Raw genomic sequence first — 17,195 nt, 5'->3', positions numbered from 1 at the left:
TCACTTCGCTGCGTTCGCCGTCATCTTGAAGATGCCCGTCGCGTTGCCCGCGTCGAAGCGCAGATCCGTCAGCCAGCGGCGCGACATCCGATCGAACGTGCGCTTGCGCGTAATGAATTCGTAGAACGAGCCCGGGACCTGACGCGTCACGACTTTGCCATCGGGCGATTTGAACTGGCGCCGCACCGTATCGGCGCGATACGCCGTCTGGAACACGCGGCCCGAGCGCGAGCGCTCGACCTCGGGTTTGATCGGCCGGCCCTTCGCTTTTTCGATGTCGGAGAGCTTGTGTACGTCCTGCACGCGATCGGTCGCGTGATTGAACGCGTTGCCCTCGGTCGCGATCCAGGCCATTTCCGCCGATTCGAGCAGAAGCGTGTCGTAGTCCACTTCGCCAGGAATATCGTGTTGACGCGCGAACGCGCCGACGATCACGGGCAGCAACTGCTCGGCCGCATCGATCGGCAAGGCGCCGTCGCGCTCGAGCTCGGATAGCTGTGAGACGGCCAACGGCGTGAGCGGGTCTTTCGAGGAACTGACCACGTTGGTCACGGCCTGCTGGAACTCCTTCGAAAAACGCTCGGGATGGAGCTCGCTCACGAAGAACTGCGCGATCTCGTCGGGCGCGTCCTCATGTGCATAGGCGCGTCCCGTCATATTGAGCTTGTCGAGCGGATAGCGGCCGTTGAGTTTGAATCCCAGCGGGCGCAGGATGCGTGTAAATGCGGCTTCGCCGGGCGGCAAGGCGCCGTTGTGCGGCCAGCGAACCGTACGCAGCGCGCCATGATCGAAAAACACCGAGCCCCCGCTCGCAATGGCGTCGTCCGTGTAGATGCGGCCGTTTTCCGAGCGTTGCAGCAAGCCGTCGAAGAGTGCCATGTTCATGGCCTGCGCGAGTTCGGCGCGCGTCACGGTCCCCTCTTCCCAATCTTCCAGCACCGCGGGAAAGTTGAGAGTCGAGAACAGGAACCCGGTCTTCTCCTCGCCGAGCAGTTTCGTCAACAGACGTTCCACGTTTGCATTGCGCATCGCCAAATCTCTCAAAGCACGGCCGCCCGATGGCGGCAAGGGGTGTTGGTGTCGGCCTCCGGCTGGAGACCTGCCTTACGCGATTTGCATTATTCGAACGCTTGCGTGCGCCGTAAAGCGAGATTAAATTGTTACTTGATGAGTTTTTGGAACTATGATGCGCAAATTCAAAGTCCCGAACATGGGCGCGCTGACGGCTTTCGAGGCAGCAGCGCGGCACGAGAGCTTCACCCATGCCGCCAAGGAGCTCTTTCTGACGGAGAGTGCGGTGTCGCGGCAGATCGCGACGCTCGAATCGAATCTGGGGGTACGGCTCTTCGTGCGCTCGAAGCAGCGCGTGGTGCTGACGCGTGCCGGGCGGCTCTACGCCACGCAGGTGCGGCGCTCGCTCGAAACGCTCGACCGGGACACCTTGTCGATCATCGCGCACGGCAGCGGCGGCGGGTACCTCGAGCTGGCGGTGCTGCCGACGTTTGCCTCGCAATGGCTGATACCGCGGCTCAAGGGCTTCAACGATCGCACGCCCGACGTGCGGGTCAATATGGGCGTTCGAACGGACATGTTCGCGTTCGAGGAGTCGCACTTCGAGGCCGCCATTCATTACGGCAAGCCGAACTGGCCGGGCACGTCGTCGGATTATCTCTTCGGAGAAGAGGTGGTGCCGATCTGCTCGCCGTCGCTTTTGAGCAGGCCGGTGAAGAAAGCACACGAGTTGCTCGCCTACCCGCTGCTTCATTCCACGACGCGGCCCGATGCCTGGACGCATTGGTTTTCCGAACTCGGCGTGGAAGACAACTCCACGATGCATGGCGTGCGCTACGAGCTGCATACGATGTTGATCGCGGCGGCCGCAGCGGGGTTGGGTGTTGCGCTCGTGCCGAAGTTCTTCGTCGAAGATCAACTGGAGCAGTTGGGCATCGTGATTCCATTCGAGTCGAGTTCGCCGGCCGAGTCGGCCTACTACCTTGTGTATCCCACGGAACTAAGCCACGGGAAACCATTGGAGCGTTTTCGAGAATGGCTGCTCGAACAGGCGAGCGAGTACAACGCGGGGCAAGGGCGGGGCGCCCGCTCCCTCGTTCCACGCACGGCCCGTTAGAAAATTTTTCTATCTCCGACGCCGTACGCAATTAAATTTAGAGCCATTTTCCATGCATCTCGCCGTATGATTGCCCCACTCCCGTGCGGCAAGAAGACGAAAATGAGCGATAGCAACGCGTTGCATTACCTGGATTACGCGGCCACCACGCCTGCGGACCCGCGGGTCATCGAATCGATGACGGCGTGCCTCGGCATGGATGGCGTATTCGGCAATCCCGCCTCGACCTCGCATCGAGCCGGCACGCTGGCCCGCGCGAAGGTGGAGCGTGCACGCGAGCAGGTGGCCGCGCTTATCGGCGCACACGCCGACGAAATCGTCTGGACCTCGGGCGCCACGGAGTCGAACAATCTCGCATTGAAAGGCTTTGCGGATGCAGAGGCCGACCGGCGCCACTTGGTCACGAGCCGCATCGAGCACAAGGCCATTCTCGACACCATGGCCAGTCTTGCGCAGCGCGGCCTGTCGGTGACCTACGTCGCGCCTACACGAGATGGGGAGATCACCGTCGACGCCGTGGCCGCGGCGATTGGCCGGGAGACAGGGCTCGTTTCGCTGATGCTCGTCAACAACGAACTCGGCACGCTGACGGACATCGCTGCCATCGCGCGGGTTGTGCATGCCGTGGGGGCGCTGCTGCACGTGGATGCAGCGCAAGCGCTCGGCAAAACGCCGATCGACGTGCGCGCGCTGGGCATCGACATGATGTCGATGTCGGCGCACAAGGTGTACGGGCCTAAAGGCATCGGCGCGTTGTTCGTGCGCCGCGAAGTCTTGGCACGGATCGCACCGCAAATGCATGGCGGGGGCCACGAGCGAGGATTGCGCTCGGGCACGCTCGCTACGCACCAGATCGTGGGAATGGGGACCGCGTGCGAACTGGCTGCACAGGAACTTGAAAGCGGCACGGCCCCTGTTTCGGCGCTCAGCGCGCGATTGAGGGATTCGATTGCAGCGCTCGGGAATGTCACGCACAACGCTCATGCGGCCAGACGGATTCCGCATACGTTGAGCCTGACGGTGAACGAGCCCGGCTTTTTCCCGTTCATGTTGGGCGATGCACTCGCCGTCTCTTCGACGTCCGCCTGCAACTCGGCAGCGGGCAAACCGTCGCACGTACTGACGGCGATCGGCCTCGATCCGGCAGCGGCCAGCCGCACCGTGCGCATCAGCTTCGGTCGCTTCACCGCGGATGAGGACGTCGATTTCGCAATCGCCTGTTTTCAACGCGCTATCGAGCAATGCCGGTCGGCCACATCAACTGGATTTACCGCGTCGCGCCAGATTACGCCGGGCGAACTGAGCGCGATTCGCGATGCAGGCTTTCGCTCGGTGATCTGCAACCGGCCGGACGGAGAGAGCATCGAGCAGCCGCGCTTCGACGATATCGCTGCCGCGGCTCGTGAACTCGGCCTGCAGGCGCGATATCTGCCCGTTACATCCGGCCAGATCGGCGATGCGGAAGTCGGTGCATTTGCAGCGCTGTTCGATGCGTTGCCCAAGCCTGTTCTCGCGTATTGCCGAACCGGAAACCGATCGCGGATGCTCTGGAGTCGCCTGGAGGCACGACAGGTTGCTTAGGGCAAATCCGCTTGGATCGCAGGGCGGGTCGGTTCGTGTCGCCACGTGCCCGTCGTGACGCGCCATGCCGGAACGAGACGCGACTGTCGATGTCTCTGGCGAAGCGTCGCTGCTCAGCAAGTTGCGGCGCTTCATGCCCGCGGGGCTCCTTGATGCGAGCTTGAGGAAAAAACTTCGGCTGGCGTGACGCATGCTGCGTGAATCGCGGCCGATCTCACAGTCACCCCTCGGTACGCAACGCTTCGCGCAGCGCCGCGGCGGCGTCATGGTGCGCGTGCGCCGCTTCGGGAATCGCCCGCCCCATCGAGAAGAAGCCGTGAATCATCCCGCGATAGCAGCGCGCATCGACGCGATTGCCGGCGCGGCGCAGTTTGTCGGCATAGCCCGCGTGCTCGTCGCGCAACGGATCGTATTCGGCCGAGACCAGCCACACGGGCGCGACGCCGCGCAGATCCGCCGGTGCGTTACGCCTGCCGTCGAGCGGTGCGAAACGCCAGTCCCGGGCGTCGCCGCTATCTCGCAGATAGTTGCGATGGATCCATCGAATCACGTCGCGAGTCAGAAAGTGTCCATCGCCGTAGAGCCGGTGTGCCGCACTGCCAGTGGAGGCCGACAGCGCCGGATAGATGAGCAACTGCAGCGCCAGCCCGATGTTCAGCTCGCGCGCGTGTACGGCGGCCACCGCCGCCAGCGTTGCGCCGGAACTCTCGCCGCCCACGGCAAGACGCGACGGATCGAGGCCGTAGACGAGCGCCCGACGATGCAGCCATCGCAGCGCATCGATCGCGTCTTGGACCGCGCAGGGGAACTTGTGCTCCGGCGCGAGCCGATAGGCGACCGACACCACCGCGCACTGCGCCTCGGCCGCGAGCATGCGGCAAACCGCATCGGCCGTCTCGAGCGATCCGAGCACGTAGCCGCCCGCATGAAAGTACAGCAACGCAGGCTGCGGATCGCTCCAGTCGGCGGGGCGCGGGTAATAGACGCGGGCAGCCACCTGCGCCCCGTCGCGCACGTCGACGGCAATGTCTTCGACGCGCTCGATGTCGCGCGCCGCGATATCGGCAAGCGGCACGTAGTACGCAAAGTAGCGGCGCGCCTCTTGCAACGGCAACTGGTCGACCGATATCGAGCCGGGCTTGGCCCGGCGCTCGAGAAACCGCCTGACACTGGGTGCGACGGGCATCGATGCCTCCTCGGTGCGTGTCGTGCGCCGCGTCCAGTCCCGCGCGGCGCGTCGGGGTTACTTCAACAGCGCGAGCGCGTGCAGTTGATCGCCGATATGCAACAGCGCGACCTGATCCTTCACCTGCCCGATGAACACGCCGATCATCAGCGCGAGCAGCAGCACGGCGAGCGCGCCCTTGACAGGCTGCGCGAGCGACACGAGATCGAGCTTCGACGCAATCCGCGAAAGCAGACCCACGCCAACATCGACGAGCAGCAATAGCAGCACCGCCGGCGCGGCCAGCTTCGCAATGGAGGCCATCAGCGAGTCAGCCTGCTGCATCACGAACGACTCGATGAACGCGCGCGGAACGGGCGCGAGGCTGCCGAGCGGCCACCAGACGTACGTCTGGAACACCGCCCCGAGCAGAAACGTCATGCCTCCGAGGGTCCAGAACGCGACCGTCGCGCATTGCATCAACAACGTGGACGTGAGCGTGGTCTGCTGGCCCAGGCTCGGGTTCGATATCTGCACGTTGTTATAGCCGGTGAGGTCATCGATATAGGTGCCGACGGCCTCGGCAACCCAGAACACCGGTGATGCGACGAACGCGATCACGAGTCCGATCACCGCCTCCTTCACGACCACCAGCAGCAGGAACTCGCCGTGCAGCTTCGTCAGCAAGGCCTGTTGGCCGTACGCGATGTAGACCGACCACAACATGACCATCGCGTTGCGAATGCGCTTCGTGATCAGTTCACCGCCCGTCGGCGGGAAGATCGTCAGCAGCACGAGCAGGCGCAGACCGCTTACGGCCACCAGGATCAGGAACTGGAGCAGCAAGTGACCGAACTGGGGAATGCCGGTCGAGAACGGATCGATCATCGCGCGACCTCGGTTTCCAAGCGCTGCTTCCTGGCGTTCCGCGCGATTCCGCGAGCGACATAGGCCTCCTCGCTCTCCTCGTCCTGCACGTCGTCGGCTTGCGCTTCGGCGGCACGGCGCAGGCGCTCCAGGCGAGCGTCGCACAAGTCGATGCGCACGTCGTGGCGAAGTATCGCGGCACGCGTCGTCGCAATCTTTTGCTCGATCGCCGCGACGCCGTCGCGCATCCGCCCCAGCGTCTCGAGTTCGCGCCCGCGCTGCGCATGCGCATCGGCCAGCAGCTTCTCCCAGTCGAGTAGTTCTTCGATGCGCACGGGCCGACGGCCGTCGAGCAGGCTGTCGATGCGCGTCTTGCGCCGCTCGACCTCCGCCACGGCGCGCGCAAGCACGTCCTGCTGTTCGGCAAGCTGCGCGTTCGCCTCGTCGCGTTCGTTCTGTTGCTCGACCAGCGTTTCGCGCAACCCATCGCGTGCCCGCAAAAGACGGCTCTTTATCACCGAAAATGCTTTGAAGCGCGCGTCTTTCATCATTGTTCTCCTTTGCCGCGCGAGTCGCCATCCGCCACGGCGCTCACGCGTGCAAGCCGCGCAGTGCGGCAAGCGTCGCGTCGCGGGCGCTGAACTCGTCGGTGCGCTGGCAGAGAAACTGCCTGATGGCCTCGATCTTGCGCACCGCCTCGTCGGCAACCGGGTCGCCGCCCGCACGGTATTCGCCGAGCTGGAGCAGCGTCTCGATCTCGCGGTGCTTCGCGAGCAGGCGCCGCACGTGCCCGGCGGCTTCCCGGTGTGCGCTGTCGGTGACCTGCGGCATCACGCGCGAGAGGCTGGCCAGCACGTCGATCGCCGGGTATTGGTTGCGCGCGGCGATCTCGCGCGACAGGATCATATGGCCATCGAGAATGCCGCGCACTTCCTCGGCGATCGGATCGCTGCCCGATTCATCTTCGGCCAGCACCGTATAAAGCGCCGTGATCGAGCCGTGCTCCGACAGCCCTGCGCGCTCCAGTAAGCGCGGCAGCTCGGCGAAGATCGAAGGCGGAAAGCCGCGTCGCGCAGGCGGCTCGCCCGCCGCAAGGCCGATCTCGCGTTGCGCGCGCGCAAAGCGCGTCAGCGAGTCCATCATCAGCAGGACCCGCATACCCCGGTTGCGGAAGTACTCGGCAATGGCGGTGGCCGAATAGGCTGCCTTCACGCGTTCGATCGACGAGCGGTCGGACGTGGCACACACCACGACAGATCGCGCGATCCCCTCGGGCCCGAGGATCTGCTCGATGAATTCCCGAACTTCACGGCCACGCTCGCCGATCAGGGCGATCACATTGAGGTCGCAGCGCGTACCGCGGGCGAACATCCCCATCAGCGTGCTCTTGCCGACGCCGGCCGGCGCGAAAATGCCGACACGCTGGCCCTCGCCGAGGGTCATCATTCCGTCGACCACGCGCACGCCCGTATCGAGCGGGCGATCGAGCAGCGGTCGGCTCATCGCATCGGGCGGAGCCGCGTAAAGCGCGGCGGTTTGCTCCGTCTCGATGGGGCCGCGCCCGTCGATCGGCTGCCCCATGCTGTCGACAACCCGCCCGAAGAGTGCCGGCCCCACCGGGATCGCCAGCGGCCGACGCAGGGCCACTACCTGCGTATCGCGCGATAGGCCGTCGAGCCGCCCGAACGGCGAAAGCAGGACGGTATCGCGGGAAAAACCCACCACCTCGGCGTATTGCATCAACTCGCCGTGCCCCGTCCTCAGCTCGCAGAGTTCGCCATAACGCACGTCGATGCCGCTCACGCGAATCAACGTGCCCAACGCCTCCATGACCTTGCCCCGCGTCGAAAGGTGCGCTGCGCGTTCGAACTCCTTTTCGATCGTATCCGTGAGCTGAATCAAAGCGTCGAGCCCCGCCGCGTCGAGCCGGGCGCGTTGAGAGACGTCGCTCATGCGGTCACCTCTGCACCGGCGTCAGCGCCCGTCTGGCCGGATGGCGCCGGTTCGGCCCCGGCCGCCGGATGTGTCCTGACCTCGGCGAATGCGTCCTGCGCAAGCTCGCCCGGCACACCCGGCACACCCGACTCGCTCGCGACGCGCCGCAGCGCGGCGTCGACAGCCATGCGCACGGCTTCGATCTGAACCTTCAGGCTCGCGTCGACCGAGCCGATATCGGTATCGCACACGCATGCGCCCGGCTCCAGCGAGCGGTCCGATTGCACGGTCAACTGCACGAGCTGTCCGCGCTCGCGCCATTGCGCGACTGCGCGCGCGAATTCCTCGACAGCGGCGTCGCGCTCGTCGGGATGCACCCGCACCTGCAGGGTACGGCTCCCTTCGACAATGCGTTCGACCACCTCCGCGGCGCGCGCGAAGAGCGCAGCGGGACGCTCGTTGGCAACGATCTTCTCTACCGCGGACACCACCAGTTCGGCAACGCGCTGTCTCAGCGACATCTGCAGTTCGTAACGCTGCTCGAGCAATTGCGCGGTGCGCGCGTACCATTGCGAGAGTGCATCTCGGCAGCCCGCGTCGTATCCGCGCCGTTGCGCCGTATCGTATTCTTCGCGTGCTTCGGCTCGCAACGCCTCCGCATCCGCGCGCGCGGCCGCGAGCATCGCATCCACGTCGCGCGCGGCCTGGGCCATCACTTCCGCGTGCTGGTGCTGCAAAGCGACATAGCCTGCGTCGAGCTGCGAGAGCAATGCAAGGGCTTCGCGCGGCACGACGTCCGATTGCACGCCGACGCCCGCGCCGCTGCCGCGCGTTGCGCGTTCCGTGCCCGGTTGCCTGAGCCAGATGATCATGTCGTGCTCTCCTTCGCATAGAAATCGTCGAACCGCTTCAGGACCCGCACGCTGTCTTCGTGTGTTGAATCCGCATCGTTCACGTGCAGCCAGGGCGGCGGCACCGCATCGCGCGGCCATGCGTAGCGCAGTAGCGCAGCCGGCGACGCGGGCTCGCACAGCCCGCTTGCCCTGAAAAGACAGAAACCCTCCCAGCTCAGCGAAAATTCGTCGAGATGATCGAGCGGCAGCATGCCGAAATCGCGGATCAACCGCTCCACCGGCTGCGGGTGCGGCGTCTCTATCAGCCAACGCAGCGCCGCGGCGCCGCATCGGCCGAGCCAATACGCCACTTTTTCGCGGCTCTCGCGATCGACCCAATAGCGCAGTTCTGCCCGCCGGAAATACAGGGCTCGCAGACAGAGCGCGCCCAGTGCGTCGTCGAGTTCGAGGCCGCCGAGCAGGCCATCGTCACCGCGAAAACGCTGAAAGGCGGGCACCGGCGTGCCCTGCTGGGTGAGCCATGCTTCGACCGCCCTCGCACGTTCCCGCGCGAGATTCGCGCTCGCCGCCACCGGCTGCTGCCGCCACGCGCGCGGCAGCCAGCCCGGCTCGATCCATTCGAGCAGCGCAACCCGATTCGCCTGGTACTGCGCGAGGCGACGTGCGATCTCAAAGGCGACGCTACCGTGCTTGTCGATATCCATCGTCGTGCGCCCTCCGCGGCTGCAGCCCTCGGGTACCGGTCAGCGCGGTGCGCCGTCGGCGGGCTGCCGGGCACGGAACGGGCCGACCGGCAGTTTCGCGGCAAGGCGCTCCGCCGCATTCCCATGCGGTTCCTCGCGCCCCGCCGTTTCGTCGGTGCCACCCGAGCGGCTGCCCTTCTTGCGCCCCGCAGCGACGAGCAGTGCGAGGCCCGCAAGCACGAACACGGCGAGCGCGATCCAGCGTGTCACGCCGCCCCCCGACTGCTCGCGCGCCGCAATGTCGAGCGGGCTGCCGGCGACGGCGGTCAGGCTCACCTTGTCGTACGAGAGCCCCTCGACACTATGCACGACGAGGTTCTTGATCTGCGGCTCGATCGTGGCCAGGTTCGCTGTCGGCAGATACTTGATGAACACCGACGCCGAAGACGGCTTCACATGCATCGCGAGCGGATCGTTATCCGGCAGCACGATGTGAACGCGCGCAACGACCACGCCGTCGATCTGCGAGAGTGTCTGCGAAAGCTCCTGCGAGACGCCGTAGATGAAGCGCACGCGTTCTTCGGTGGGCGTCGACACGAGCCCGTCCTTCTTGAAAAGCGCGCCGAGATCGTCGAACTTGTGCCCGGGCAGCCCGCGCTCGCGCAACACGTTCATCGCCTGCACGATATACGTGCTGTCGACCTGGGCGCTCCACGTCTTGCCGCCGTCCGCACTCTCCTTCTTCGCGTCGATGCCCGCCTGCAGCAGCGCCGCGACGATCTCGTTGCAATCCTGCTCGCTGAGGTTGCCATATAGCTCCTGCTTGCAGCCGGCAAGCGCGATGCAAAGCACGACGCCTGCAAAGAGGCTCGCACGGCTGCCGATACGGGGACGACGGTTCATGGTCACTGGTTCTTCATCAAGGTTTCCAGGGCGCCTTTCGACGACTCCACCACACTGATCTTCATCGACATGTCGACCTGCAGGCTCGACGTCTCGATCTGCATCTGCACGGACGCGGCGGCGATCTGGTTGAACGACATTTCGTCCGCGTGGTTCAGCATGTAGAGCGCATCGTTCGAAACCGTCTGCAACGCCGCGTCCTCGCTGAGAATCAACTCCGTGGCGAGCGACCCCGCCTTGGAGCCGTGCGGCTCCGGAGCGGCGCTCACGCCTCGCTGCATCATCTGCTCGAAGCTCGCGGCGGCGTCGCGCGGCACTGCGACCGGCATGACCGGAGCGTTGACCCCGGTGGCATCGGGGGCATACGCCAGCGCTTGTTGGACTTCGTATATCGGGAGAGGCGAGTTCATCGTAGGCTCCTTCGGAAAAGCGGACGTCGGACTCAAAGGCGCAGATACTGACTGTCTTCGGCGCTCGATAACGAGCCAGGCTGCCGATCGCCGCCGGCCTCGGCGTTGGCCTCGTCCTGCGCGGTGGGCACCTTGATACCGAGGCGATCGCGCAGGCGCTTCATCGATTCCGTCATATGGAAGGCCCCGGTGGCCTGAGCGTCGCGATTCGCGCGCTCCAGCTCCTCGCGCAGCTCGACGGAATCGAGCAGCACGCGCGCGTCCTCGGTCAAGCTGCTTTCGTCCTCGCGCATCCTTCCCGCCACGATGCGCCAATCCGTGTTGCCGCTTGCCGCCAGGCAGTACACGAGCATCGCCTTGCTGCCGGGCATGCACTCGCCGCGCGAGGCAAGCCCTTCGAACACGGCGATCGCCTCGATCCAATTGCGATGCACGATATGCACGAAGCCGTCGTAAAGGATCAGCTCGGCCCGCGCCGGATGTATCGTATGGAGCGCATCGAGCAGATACTCCGCTTCATCGCTCGCCATGCGCGGATTCGGAAACTTGTCGACCAGTGCGAGACGCACGACCTCGCGCATCGCACCTACGAGCTTGTTGCTGCACTTCATGTACTCGGGTTTGCCATCCATTTTCAAGTCCGCCTTCAGGTAGTGGGAGTGCCCGATATCGGGAATACGACTGCCTTGCACGCTGCCAAAGTAGCAAATGGCATTTGCACCGCTGCCTCGAAGTGCGAAGCCATCCCTCGGCTCGCGAAGCCGCCCCTTCAACCACTGCACGCCACCCGGCAGCCGCGCGCACGCTTCGGGAAGCCCGCTGCGCCTTCGCCCGCCTTCGCCTTGCGCTGATATCGCCGCGCTATCTTGCCGCCACGCATGATCTGGCCTCGCGCGAGGCGTAACGGAGCGCTCATGAGCGACGAAAAGACCGAACAGCCCACCCGGCGCAAGCTGAAGGAAGCACGTAAGAAGGGCACCGTGGCGAAAAGCGTCGACCTGGTTTCGGCGGTGCTCGTGCTCGTAACGGTCGCGCTCCTCACGTTCGCATGGCGGCCGCTACTCGACGTGCTCCATCAGGACATCACGCTCGTGATCGACTTCTGCGCGTCGGAGCGCTCGATGCAGGGTCTCTGGTCCGTGCTCACCCATACCTTGGCCAATGGCGCAATCATCTGCTGCGCAATCAGCCTCGTCGCCGCGCTGGCGGCGGCTCTCTCGCTCGGTGCGCAGGTCGGCCTGCAGGTCTCGTTCGATCCGGTCATGCCGAAGATGGATCGACTCTCCCCCGCAACGGGCCTCAAACAGATCTTTTCGAAGCGTGCGGTCATCGATCTGCTGAAGATGACCGTCAAGGCGGCGCTGATCGCCGCCGCACTCTGGCAAGTGATCGTCTCGCTGTTTCCGCTGATCACGTCCGCGATGTACGAGCCGCTCGCTGCCCTCACGCAAATCCTGTGGCGCGCGCTGCTGAAGCTGCTGTTCGCGGCCGGCATTCTGTTCGTGGTGATCGGCGTGCTCGACTGGAAAATCCAGCACTGGCTCATGATTCGCTCGCAACGCATGTCGAAGGACGAGGTCAAGCGGGACCTGAAGGAACGCGAGGGCGAGCCGAAGCTCAAGCAAGAGCGGCGCAAACGCGCCAAGGAGCTCGTCAACGGCGGTGGCGAAGGCTTTTCGAGCGCAGTGGGCCGCGCCAACGTGGTGGTCGTCAATCCCACGCATTACGCGGTGGCCCTGCGCTACGTTCGCGGGGAAACACCGCTTCCGATCGTTCTCGCCAAAGGCGTCGACAGCGCCGCATTCGAGATTCGCGCGCTTGCGACACGGCACCAGATACCGATCGTCGCGAATCCTCCCGTCGCCCGCGCCCTGCACAAAGTTGCCGAGAACCGACCGATTCCATCGGAGCTGTTCGAGGTGGTTGCAGCCATCCTGCGCTGGGTCGATGCGATCGGCCAGAGCGCACCCTCGTCCGAAGCTCGTTGAACACCACTTGGAGCCGAACATGCTCAAGAACCTGAAGCTACCCGCGAGCGGCGAGATCGGCATTGCGGCGCTCGTCACCGCGATCGTCGCGCTCATGATTCTGCCGCTGCCACCGGTCATCATCGACGCCTTGCTTTCGGTAAACATCTGCATCAGCGTCGTGCTGTTGATGGTCACCATGTACGTGCCCTCGATCACGCAGCTCTCGGCATTTCCTTCAGTGCTGCTGTTCACCACGCTCTACCGGTTGTCGCTGAACATAGCGTCGACCAAGTCGATCCTGCTGCACGCCGACGCAGGGCATATCATCGAGAGTTTCGGCGAGCTCGTGGTCGGGGGCAATCTCGTCGTCGGCCTCGTCGTGTTCCTCATCATCACGACCGTGCAGTTCATCGTGATCGCGAAAGGCTCGGAGCGCGTTGCTGAAGTCGGGGCGCGCTTTACCCTCGACGCTCTGCCCGGCAAGCAGATGAGCATCGATGCCGACTTGCGCGCGAACATCCTGACGCCCGACGAAGCACGCCGCAAGCGGGCGCGGCTCGCGGTCGAAAGTCAGCTCTACGGCGGGATGGACGGCGCGATGAAATTCGTCAAAGGCGATGCGATCGCGGGCCTCATCATCACGCTCGTCAATATGACCGCCGGCATTGCCGTCGGCATGGCCTATCACAACATGACCGCTGGCGACGCGGCGAACCGCTTCTCGATCCTCTCGATCGGCGATGCCATGGTGTCGCAGATCCCGTCGCTGCTGATCGCGGTTGCCGCGGGCGTGATGATCACGCGCGTGTCCGACGAAACGGCCAAGCAAGGCAGCTCTCTCGGCGACGACATGCTGCGCCAGCTCGGGACCAACGCGCGCGCGATGTATTTCGCGTCCGTGCTCCTTCTCGGCTTTGCGATGGTGCCCGGCTTTCCGTGGGAGCTTTTCCTGTTGCTCTCCGCATTGCTCGCGTTTGCGGGCTACCGGCTCGGGCAGCGCGGCGACGGCACCTCGTCGGCACAGTCGGGCAAGACCGTGATGGCGCTGCAGCGAGCGGGCTCGAAAGGCGATACGCCGACGATCCTCAAGCACGCACCGCAGTTCACGAGTGCGCTCGGCGTGCGGCTCGCGCCCGACCTCGCGGAGCGCCTCTCCGCGAGCGCGCTCAACGACGCATTCGAGGCGCAGCGCACCACGCTTCAGGAACAGGTCGGCCTGCCATTTCCCGGTATCACGATGTGGACCGCGCCCGATCTCGAGCCGGGCGAGTTCGAAATCCTGGTGCAGGACGTGCCGACCGCACGGTTCAAGGTTCCCCCGGGAAAAGTCATGGTGCCCGGCGCAGCGAGCGACCCCGCCCTGGCTGCGCAATGCGAAAAGGCGGGCGCCGCCGGCGGCCAGCCGGAAAGCTATTGGGCGGCGGAACGCCAGCCGCTCGGCGGCGCGGCCGTCTGGCGCGCGGAACAAGTCATCGCCAACGACACGATCACCCTGTTGCGTGCTCGCGCGAAGCTTTTCGTCGGGATTCAGGAAACGCAGTGGGTGCTCGACCAGCTCGGCACAGATTTCCCCGGACTGATCGCCGAGGTGCAAAAGGCGCTGCCGCTGCAGCGCATTGCCGATGTCCTGCGGCGCCTGCTCGAGGAGAACGTACCGATCCGCAACGCCCGCAGCATCATGGAGAGCCTCGTGAACTGGGGCCCCAAGGAAAAAGACATGCTGCTGCTGACCGAGTATGTGCGCGGCGATCTCTCCCGTTACATCGCCTACAGCGCCACCGGCGGCGCCCCCTCGCTGCAGGCTGTGCTGTTTACGAACGACCTCGAACAACACATCCGCCAGTCGATCAAGCAAACGCCCACCGGCAACTATCTTGCCCTCTCTCCCGACGAGGTCCGCACGCTTGCCGAACGGATCGGCACCTATGTGGGCGACGTGCCGCACAACCAGGTTGCCCTGGTCACGTCGATGGATATCCGCAGGTACGTGCGGCGGATGATCGAGGCGCACCTGCCCTGGCTGCGCGTGTATTCGTACCAGGAGCTCGGCGATTACGTCGAGTTGCGTCCGCTTGGGCGCGTCACCGCGTAAAGCCGCCCGCGCGACGCCCTTGCAAAGGCCCCGCCATGACGAGCAACGCGATTACGCCGCGCATCCACATCCTCGACGACGACCCGGATGACGCCGAGCACCGCCCGCCGCGCACACCACGTGCGCGGCGCGGCATCGACTATGCGGAACTCGTTCGCAACGCGCGCGAGCGCGGGGAACGCGCCGCGCTGCGCGAGGCGCTACGCGCGCATGGCCAGCGGTTGCGCAGCGGTGCCGCCCATATGGACACGGGGGCCACCGCGCAAGGCGACTCGGTCGCGCAAGAGCCGGCTCCGGCGGGTCCGGATCCGGACGACGTCTCGGCCGACGAAGACGCTCAAGGCGAGCATGACGACGACGATCTCGACATCGAAGCCGGCGCTGCATCACCGGACGCACGAGAGGCTGCCCGCGCACGGCGCATCGACGCGCAAACGCAGCCATTTGTCGCAGCGCTTGGCGCCGAACAACTGCGTGTGGTCGAGCTGATGCGTTTCGTCGCCGCGCATGTCGCCGATTTCTGCAGCGATCAGGCGGTAATCGAGAACGGAAACTGGACCATCCGTCTCAAGCTCGATGCCGCGCTGCTGCCCGAATGCATGCTCGAGCTGCATCTTTCGTATTTCGAACTCGTGCTTCGGTTCGATGCCCACTCGCCGAGCACCCGCCAATTAATCTGCCGCCATGTGCACGTGCTGCGCGAACAACTGGTGAATCTTATGCACCGCCTCGCAATTGCGCGCCACGTGTCGATCGAAGTGCCGTGACCGATCCCGATCGAAAACGGCTTCCCGCATGCCATTGATGCCACGTCGAAAGAACCGCTCACGCACGACACGATGAAAGCCCCCGGCCACTCTGCCCGCCAAGCTGTCCGCCCGCTGCGCGACAACCCGAACGGACTGCCGCGCGTCGATCCGGAACTCGCCCGCCTCACACGCCTGCTCTGCGACGCACGGCTGCAGACGCGGTTGCGCGAGCGCTGCGACGTGAGCAAGTGGCAAGTCTCGCTCGGCGATGCGCAGGGTGACGCGCTTTGCTGGATCTGCTTGCAACACGATGGGGCACGCGCGTGGATCGGACTCGATGTGGCCGAGTACCCCGCGCTTGCAGCGCTCGACGGCGACGAGTCGGCACCGCTCGCATGCGCGGTTGCCGGCCTGCTGCTTACGCCGCTGATCGATCTGCTCGAGACGCTTGGTGCAGCCGATGCCAGGGTCGTCTCCATCGGCCGCCGGGCACCCGCGCATCGCAACGCGGACGGCCGGAACGATGGCGGCAACGCAGGCGACACCCGGGGCACGCTCGCACTGAACATAAGCTGCGTGCACGACACGCGCCGCTACGCGTGCTGCCTCGGCCCTGCCGGACAAAGCTGGGCCGATCTGATCGAGCGTCAGCTCGCGATGCATCGGCCGCCGTTGGCGCCTCGCCTCGCCGACATTCGCGTACCGGGCTACCTGCTCGTGGGCGAAAAGCCACTCGCGATCGCGACCCTCAGGCGTCTGCGTCCCGGCGACGTCGTGTTGCGTTTCGCAGCCCCCTCCCTTCATGAACTTGACGGTACTACCCCCTCGCCCGCGCTCGCGCTGCGCTGGGGCGTGCCCGGCACGCATCAATATGTCGCGCGCGCGACGCTCGACGGCTCACGACTCGTTCTCGACACGGACCCCGCCATGACCTACCACAACGATCACCCCGGATCCGGCGCGCCGGACGCCGATTCGCAAACGTCGATCGACGAGCTCGACTTGCCCGTCAAATTCGAAATCGAAACGGTCAACTTGCCGCTATCGCAACTAGCCGCACTGCGCGCGGGCTATGTGCTCGAACTGCCGGGTACGCTGCGCGACGCACGCGTGCGGCTCGTCTCTTACGGACAGTTGATCGGCCTGGGCGAGCTCGTGACGGTCGGCGAGCAACTGGGCGTGCGTGTCGTCGAAATGTTCGGCAGCCATGACGCAGATTAACGAACTCACGGCACTGCTCGTCACGGTCATTGCGATCGGCCTGATTCCGTTCGTCGCGATGGTCGTGACTTCCTACGCCAAGATCGTCGTCGTGCTGGGGCTGCTGCGCAACGCGCTCGGCGTGCAGCAGGTGCCGCCGAACATGGTACTCAACGGCCTCGCCATTCTCGTGACGATGTACGTGATGGCGCCGATCGGCATGAACGCGGCGGACACGATGAGCCGGGAGAAACTGGCGAATTCGCCCGCGGAGATCATGGTCCAGGCATTCGGCGCTTCCAAGGAGCCGTTTCGGAAGTTCCTCCAGACGCATTCCCGCGAACGCGAACGTCTCTTCTTTCTGCGCTCGGCGCATGTGATCTGGCCGGAGAATCTGGCGAACAAGCTGCGCGAAGACGATCTGATCGTGCTGGCACCCGCGTTCACGCTGACCGAGCTCGCCGACGCCTTCAAGATCGGCTTTCTGCTTTACATCGCCTTCATCATCGTCGATCTCGTAATCGCCAACATCCTGCTCGCGATGGGGTTGAACCAGATTCAGCCGACCAACGTTGCGATTCCGTTCAAGCTTTTGTTGTTCGTTGCGATGGACGGCTGGTCGACGCTGATTCACGGCTTGATCCTCACTTACAAATAG

The 17,195-nt window shown here is 64.9% G+C and carries 17 protein-coding genes and 1 pseudogene; 8 read left to right on the top strand and 10 right to left on the bottom strand.

Annotation, left to right across the window (positions count from 1 at the left end; all coding sequences use genetic code 11):
• On the bottom strand, positions 1-1,029 hold the full coding sequence (locus U0034_RS27970; protein WP_085227459.1) for a DUF1338 domain-containing protein: 1,029 nt from the start codon (positions 1,027-1,029) through the stop codon (positions 1-3).
• Between the two features lie 157 nt (positions 1,030-1,186).
• On the opposite strand from U0034_RS27970, the gene U0034_RS27965 reads away from it, so the two are divergent.
• The 3 genes and pseudogenes from U0034_RS27965 to U0034_RS27955 form a co-directional block, all read left to right on the top strand.
• The gene (locus U0034_RS27965; protein WP_085227683.1) at positions 1,187-2,128 is read left to right on the top strand and encodes a LysR substrate-binding domain-containing protein; all 942 of its coding nucleotides are present in this window, start codon (positions 1,187-1,189) and stop codon (positions 2,126-2,128) included.
• A gap of 102 nt (positions 2,129-2,230) precedes the next feature.
• Positions 2,231-3,709: an aminotransferase class V-fold PLP-dependent enzyme gene (locus U0034_RS27960; RefSeq protein WP_085227684.1), complete on the top strand. Its 1,479-nt coding sequence runs from the start codon at positions 2,231-2,233 to the stop codon at positions 3,707-3,709.
• 94 nt (positions 3,710-3,803) lie between these two features.
• Positions 3,804-3,896, top strand: a pseudogene (locus U0034_RS27955) (oxidoreductase); the annotation flags it as partial.
• A 33-nt stretch (positions 3,897-3,929) separates the two neighbouring features.
• On the opposite strand, the gene U0034_RS27950 reads toward U0034_RS27955, so the two are convergent.
• The 9 genes from U0034_RS27950 to U0034_RS27910 are packed head-to-tail and all read right to left on the bottom strand — an operon-like array spanning position 3,930 to position 11,158.
• Positions 3,930-4,895, bottom strand: a complete 966-nt coding sequence (locus U0034_RS27950; protein WP_085227460.1) for an alpha/beta hydrolase — start codon at positions 4,893-4,895, stop codon at positions 3,930-3,932.
• Positions 4,896-4,952: 57 nt separating this feature from the next.
• Positions 4,953-5,762 carry a type III secretion system export apparatus subunit SctT gene (gene sctT / locus U0034_RS27945; RefSeq protein ID WP_085227461.1) on the bottom strand — a complete coding sequence of 270 codons (810 nt, stop codon included), beginning with the start codon at positions 5,760-5,762 and terminating at the stop codon, positions 4,953-4,955.
• On the bottom strand, positions 5,759-6,292 hold the full coding sequence (locus tag U0034_RS27940; protein WP_085227462.1) for a hypothetical protein: 534 nt from the start codon (positions 6,290-6,292) through the stop codon (positions 5,759-5,761). Before U0034_RS27940 ends, sctT begins: the two co-directional genes overlap by 4 nt.
• A gap of 40 nt (positions 6,293-6,332) precedes the next feature.
• On the bottom strand, positions 6,333-7,694 hold the full coding sequence (gene sctN / locus U0034_RS27935; protein WP_085227463.1) for a type III secretion system ATPase SctN: 1,362 nt from the start codon (positions 7,692-7,694) through the stop codon (positions 6,333-6,335).
• Positions 7,691-8,548, bottom strand: coding sequence for a type III secretion system stator protein SctL (sctL, locus tag U0034_RS27930; protein WP_158243500.1), 858 nt, complete (start codon positions 8,546-8,548; stop codon positions 7,691-7,693). The genes sctN and sctL overlap by 4 nt, the downstream gene beginning before the upstream one ends.
• Entirely contained in the window at positions 8,545-9,234 is a 690-nt protein-coding gene (locus U0034_RS27925) for a type III secretion protein HrpB4 (protein WP_085227465.1), read from the bottom strand. Before U0034_RS27925 ends, sctL begins: the two co-directional genes overlap by 4 nt.
• Positions 9,235-9,273: 39 nt before the next feature.
• Entirely contained in the window at positions 9,274-10,116 is an 843-nt protein-coding gene (sctJ, locus tag U0034_RS27920) for a type III secretion system inner membrane ring lipoprotein SctJ (protein WP_085227466.1), read from the bottom strand.
• Positions 10,117-10,118: 2 nt separating this feature from the next.
• Positions 10,119-10,526 (bottom strand): hypothetical protein, encoded by a 408-nt coding sequence (locus tag U0034_RS27915; RefSeq protein ID WP_085227467.1) that lies wholly within the window; start codon positions 10,524-10,526, stop codon positions 10,119-10,121.
• 32 nt (positions 10,527-10,558) lie between these two features.
• The gene (locus tag U0034_RS27910; RefSeq protein ID WP_085227468.1) at positions 10,559-11,158 is read right to left on the bottom strand and encodes an HrpB1 family type III secretion system apparatus protein; all 600 of its coding nucleotides are present in this window, start codon (positions 11,156-11,158) and stop codon (positions 10,559-10,561) included.
• A 282-nt stretch (positions 11,159-11,440) separates the two neighbouring features.
• On the opposite strand from U0034_RS27910, the gene U0034_RS27905 reads away from it, so the two are divergent.
• The 5 genes from U0034_RS27905 (at position 11,441) to sctR (ending at position 17,195) form a co-directional block, all read left to right on the top strand.
• On the top strand, positions 11,441-12,514 hold the full coding sequence (locus tag U0034_RS27905; protein ID WP_085227685.1) for an EscU/YscU/HrcU family type III secretion system export apparatus switch protein: 1,074 nt from the start codon (positions 11,441-11,443) through the stop codon (positions 12,512-12,514).
• A gap of 19 nt (positions 12,515-12,533) precedes the next feature.
• Complete coding sequence (sctV, locus tag U0034_RS27900) at positions 12,534-14,588, top strand: type III secretion system export apparatus subunit SctV (protein WP_085227686.1); 2,055 nt, start codon at positions 12,534-12,536, stop codon at positions 14,586-14,588.
• 35 nt (positions 14,589-14,623) lie between these two features.
• Positions 14,624-15,355, top strand: a complete 732-nt coding sequence (sctP, locus tag U0034_RS27895; RefSeq protein WP_085227469.1) for a type III secretion system protein SctP — start codon at positions 14,624-14,626, stop codon at positions 15,353-15,355.
• 72 nt (positions 15,356-15,427) lie between these two features.
• The gene (gene sctQ / locus U0034_RS27890; protein WP_085227470.1) at positions 15,428-16,558 is read left to right on the top strand and encodes a type III secretion system cytoplasmic ring protein SctQ; all 1,131 of its coding nucleotides are present in this window, start codon (positions 15,428-15,430) and stop codon (positions 16,556-16,558) included.
• Complete coding sequence (sctR, locus tag U0034_RS27885; protein WP_085227471.1) at positions 16,545-17,195, top strand: type III secretion system export apparatus subunit SctR; 651 nt, start codon at positions 16,545-16,547, stop codon at positions 17,193-17,195. Before sctQ ends, sctR begins: the two co-directional genes overlap by 14 nt.

The organism is Trinickia caryophylli (genome assembly GCF_034424545.1).
Lineage (GTDB): Bacteria > Pseudomonadota > Gammaproteobacteria > Burkholderiales > Burkholderiaceae > Trinickia > Trinickia caryophylli.
Note: the sequence above shows the minus strand (reverse complement) of the source record. Positions and strands in the feature narration are given on the sequence as shown.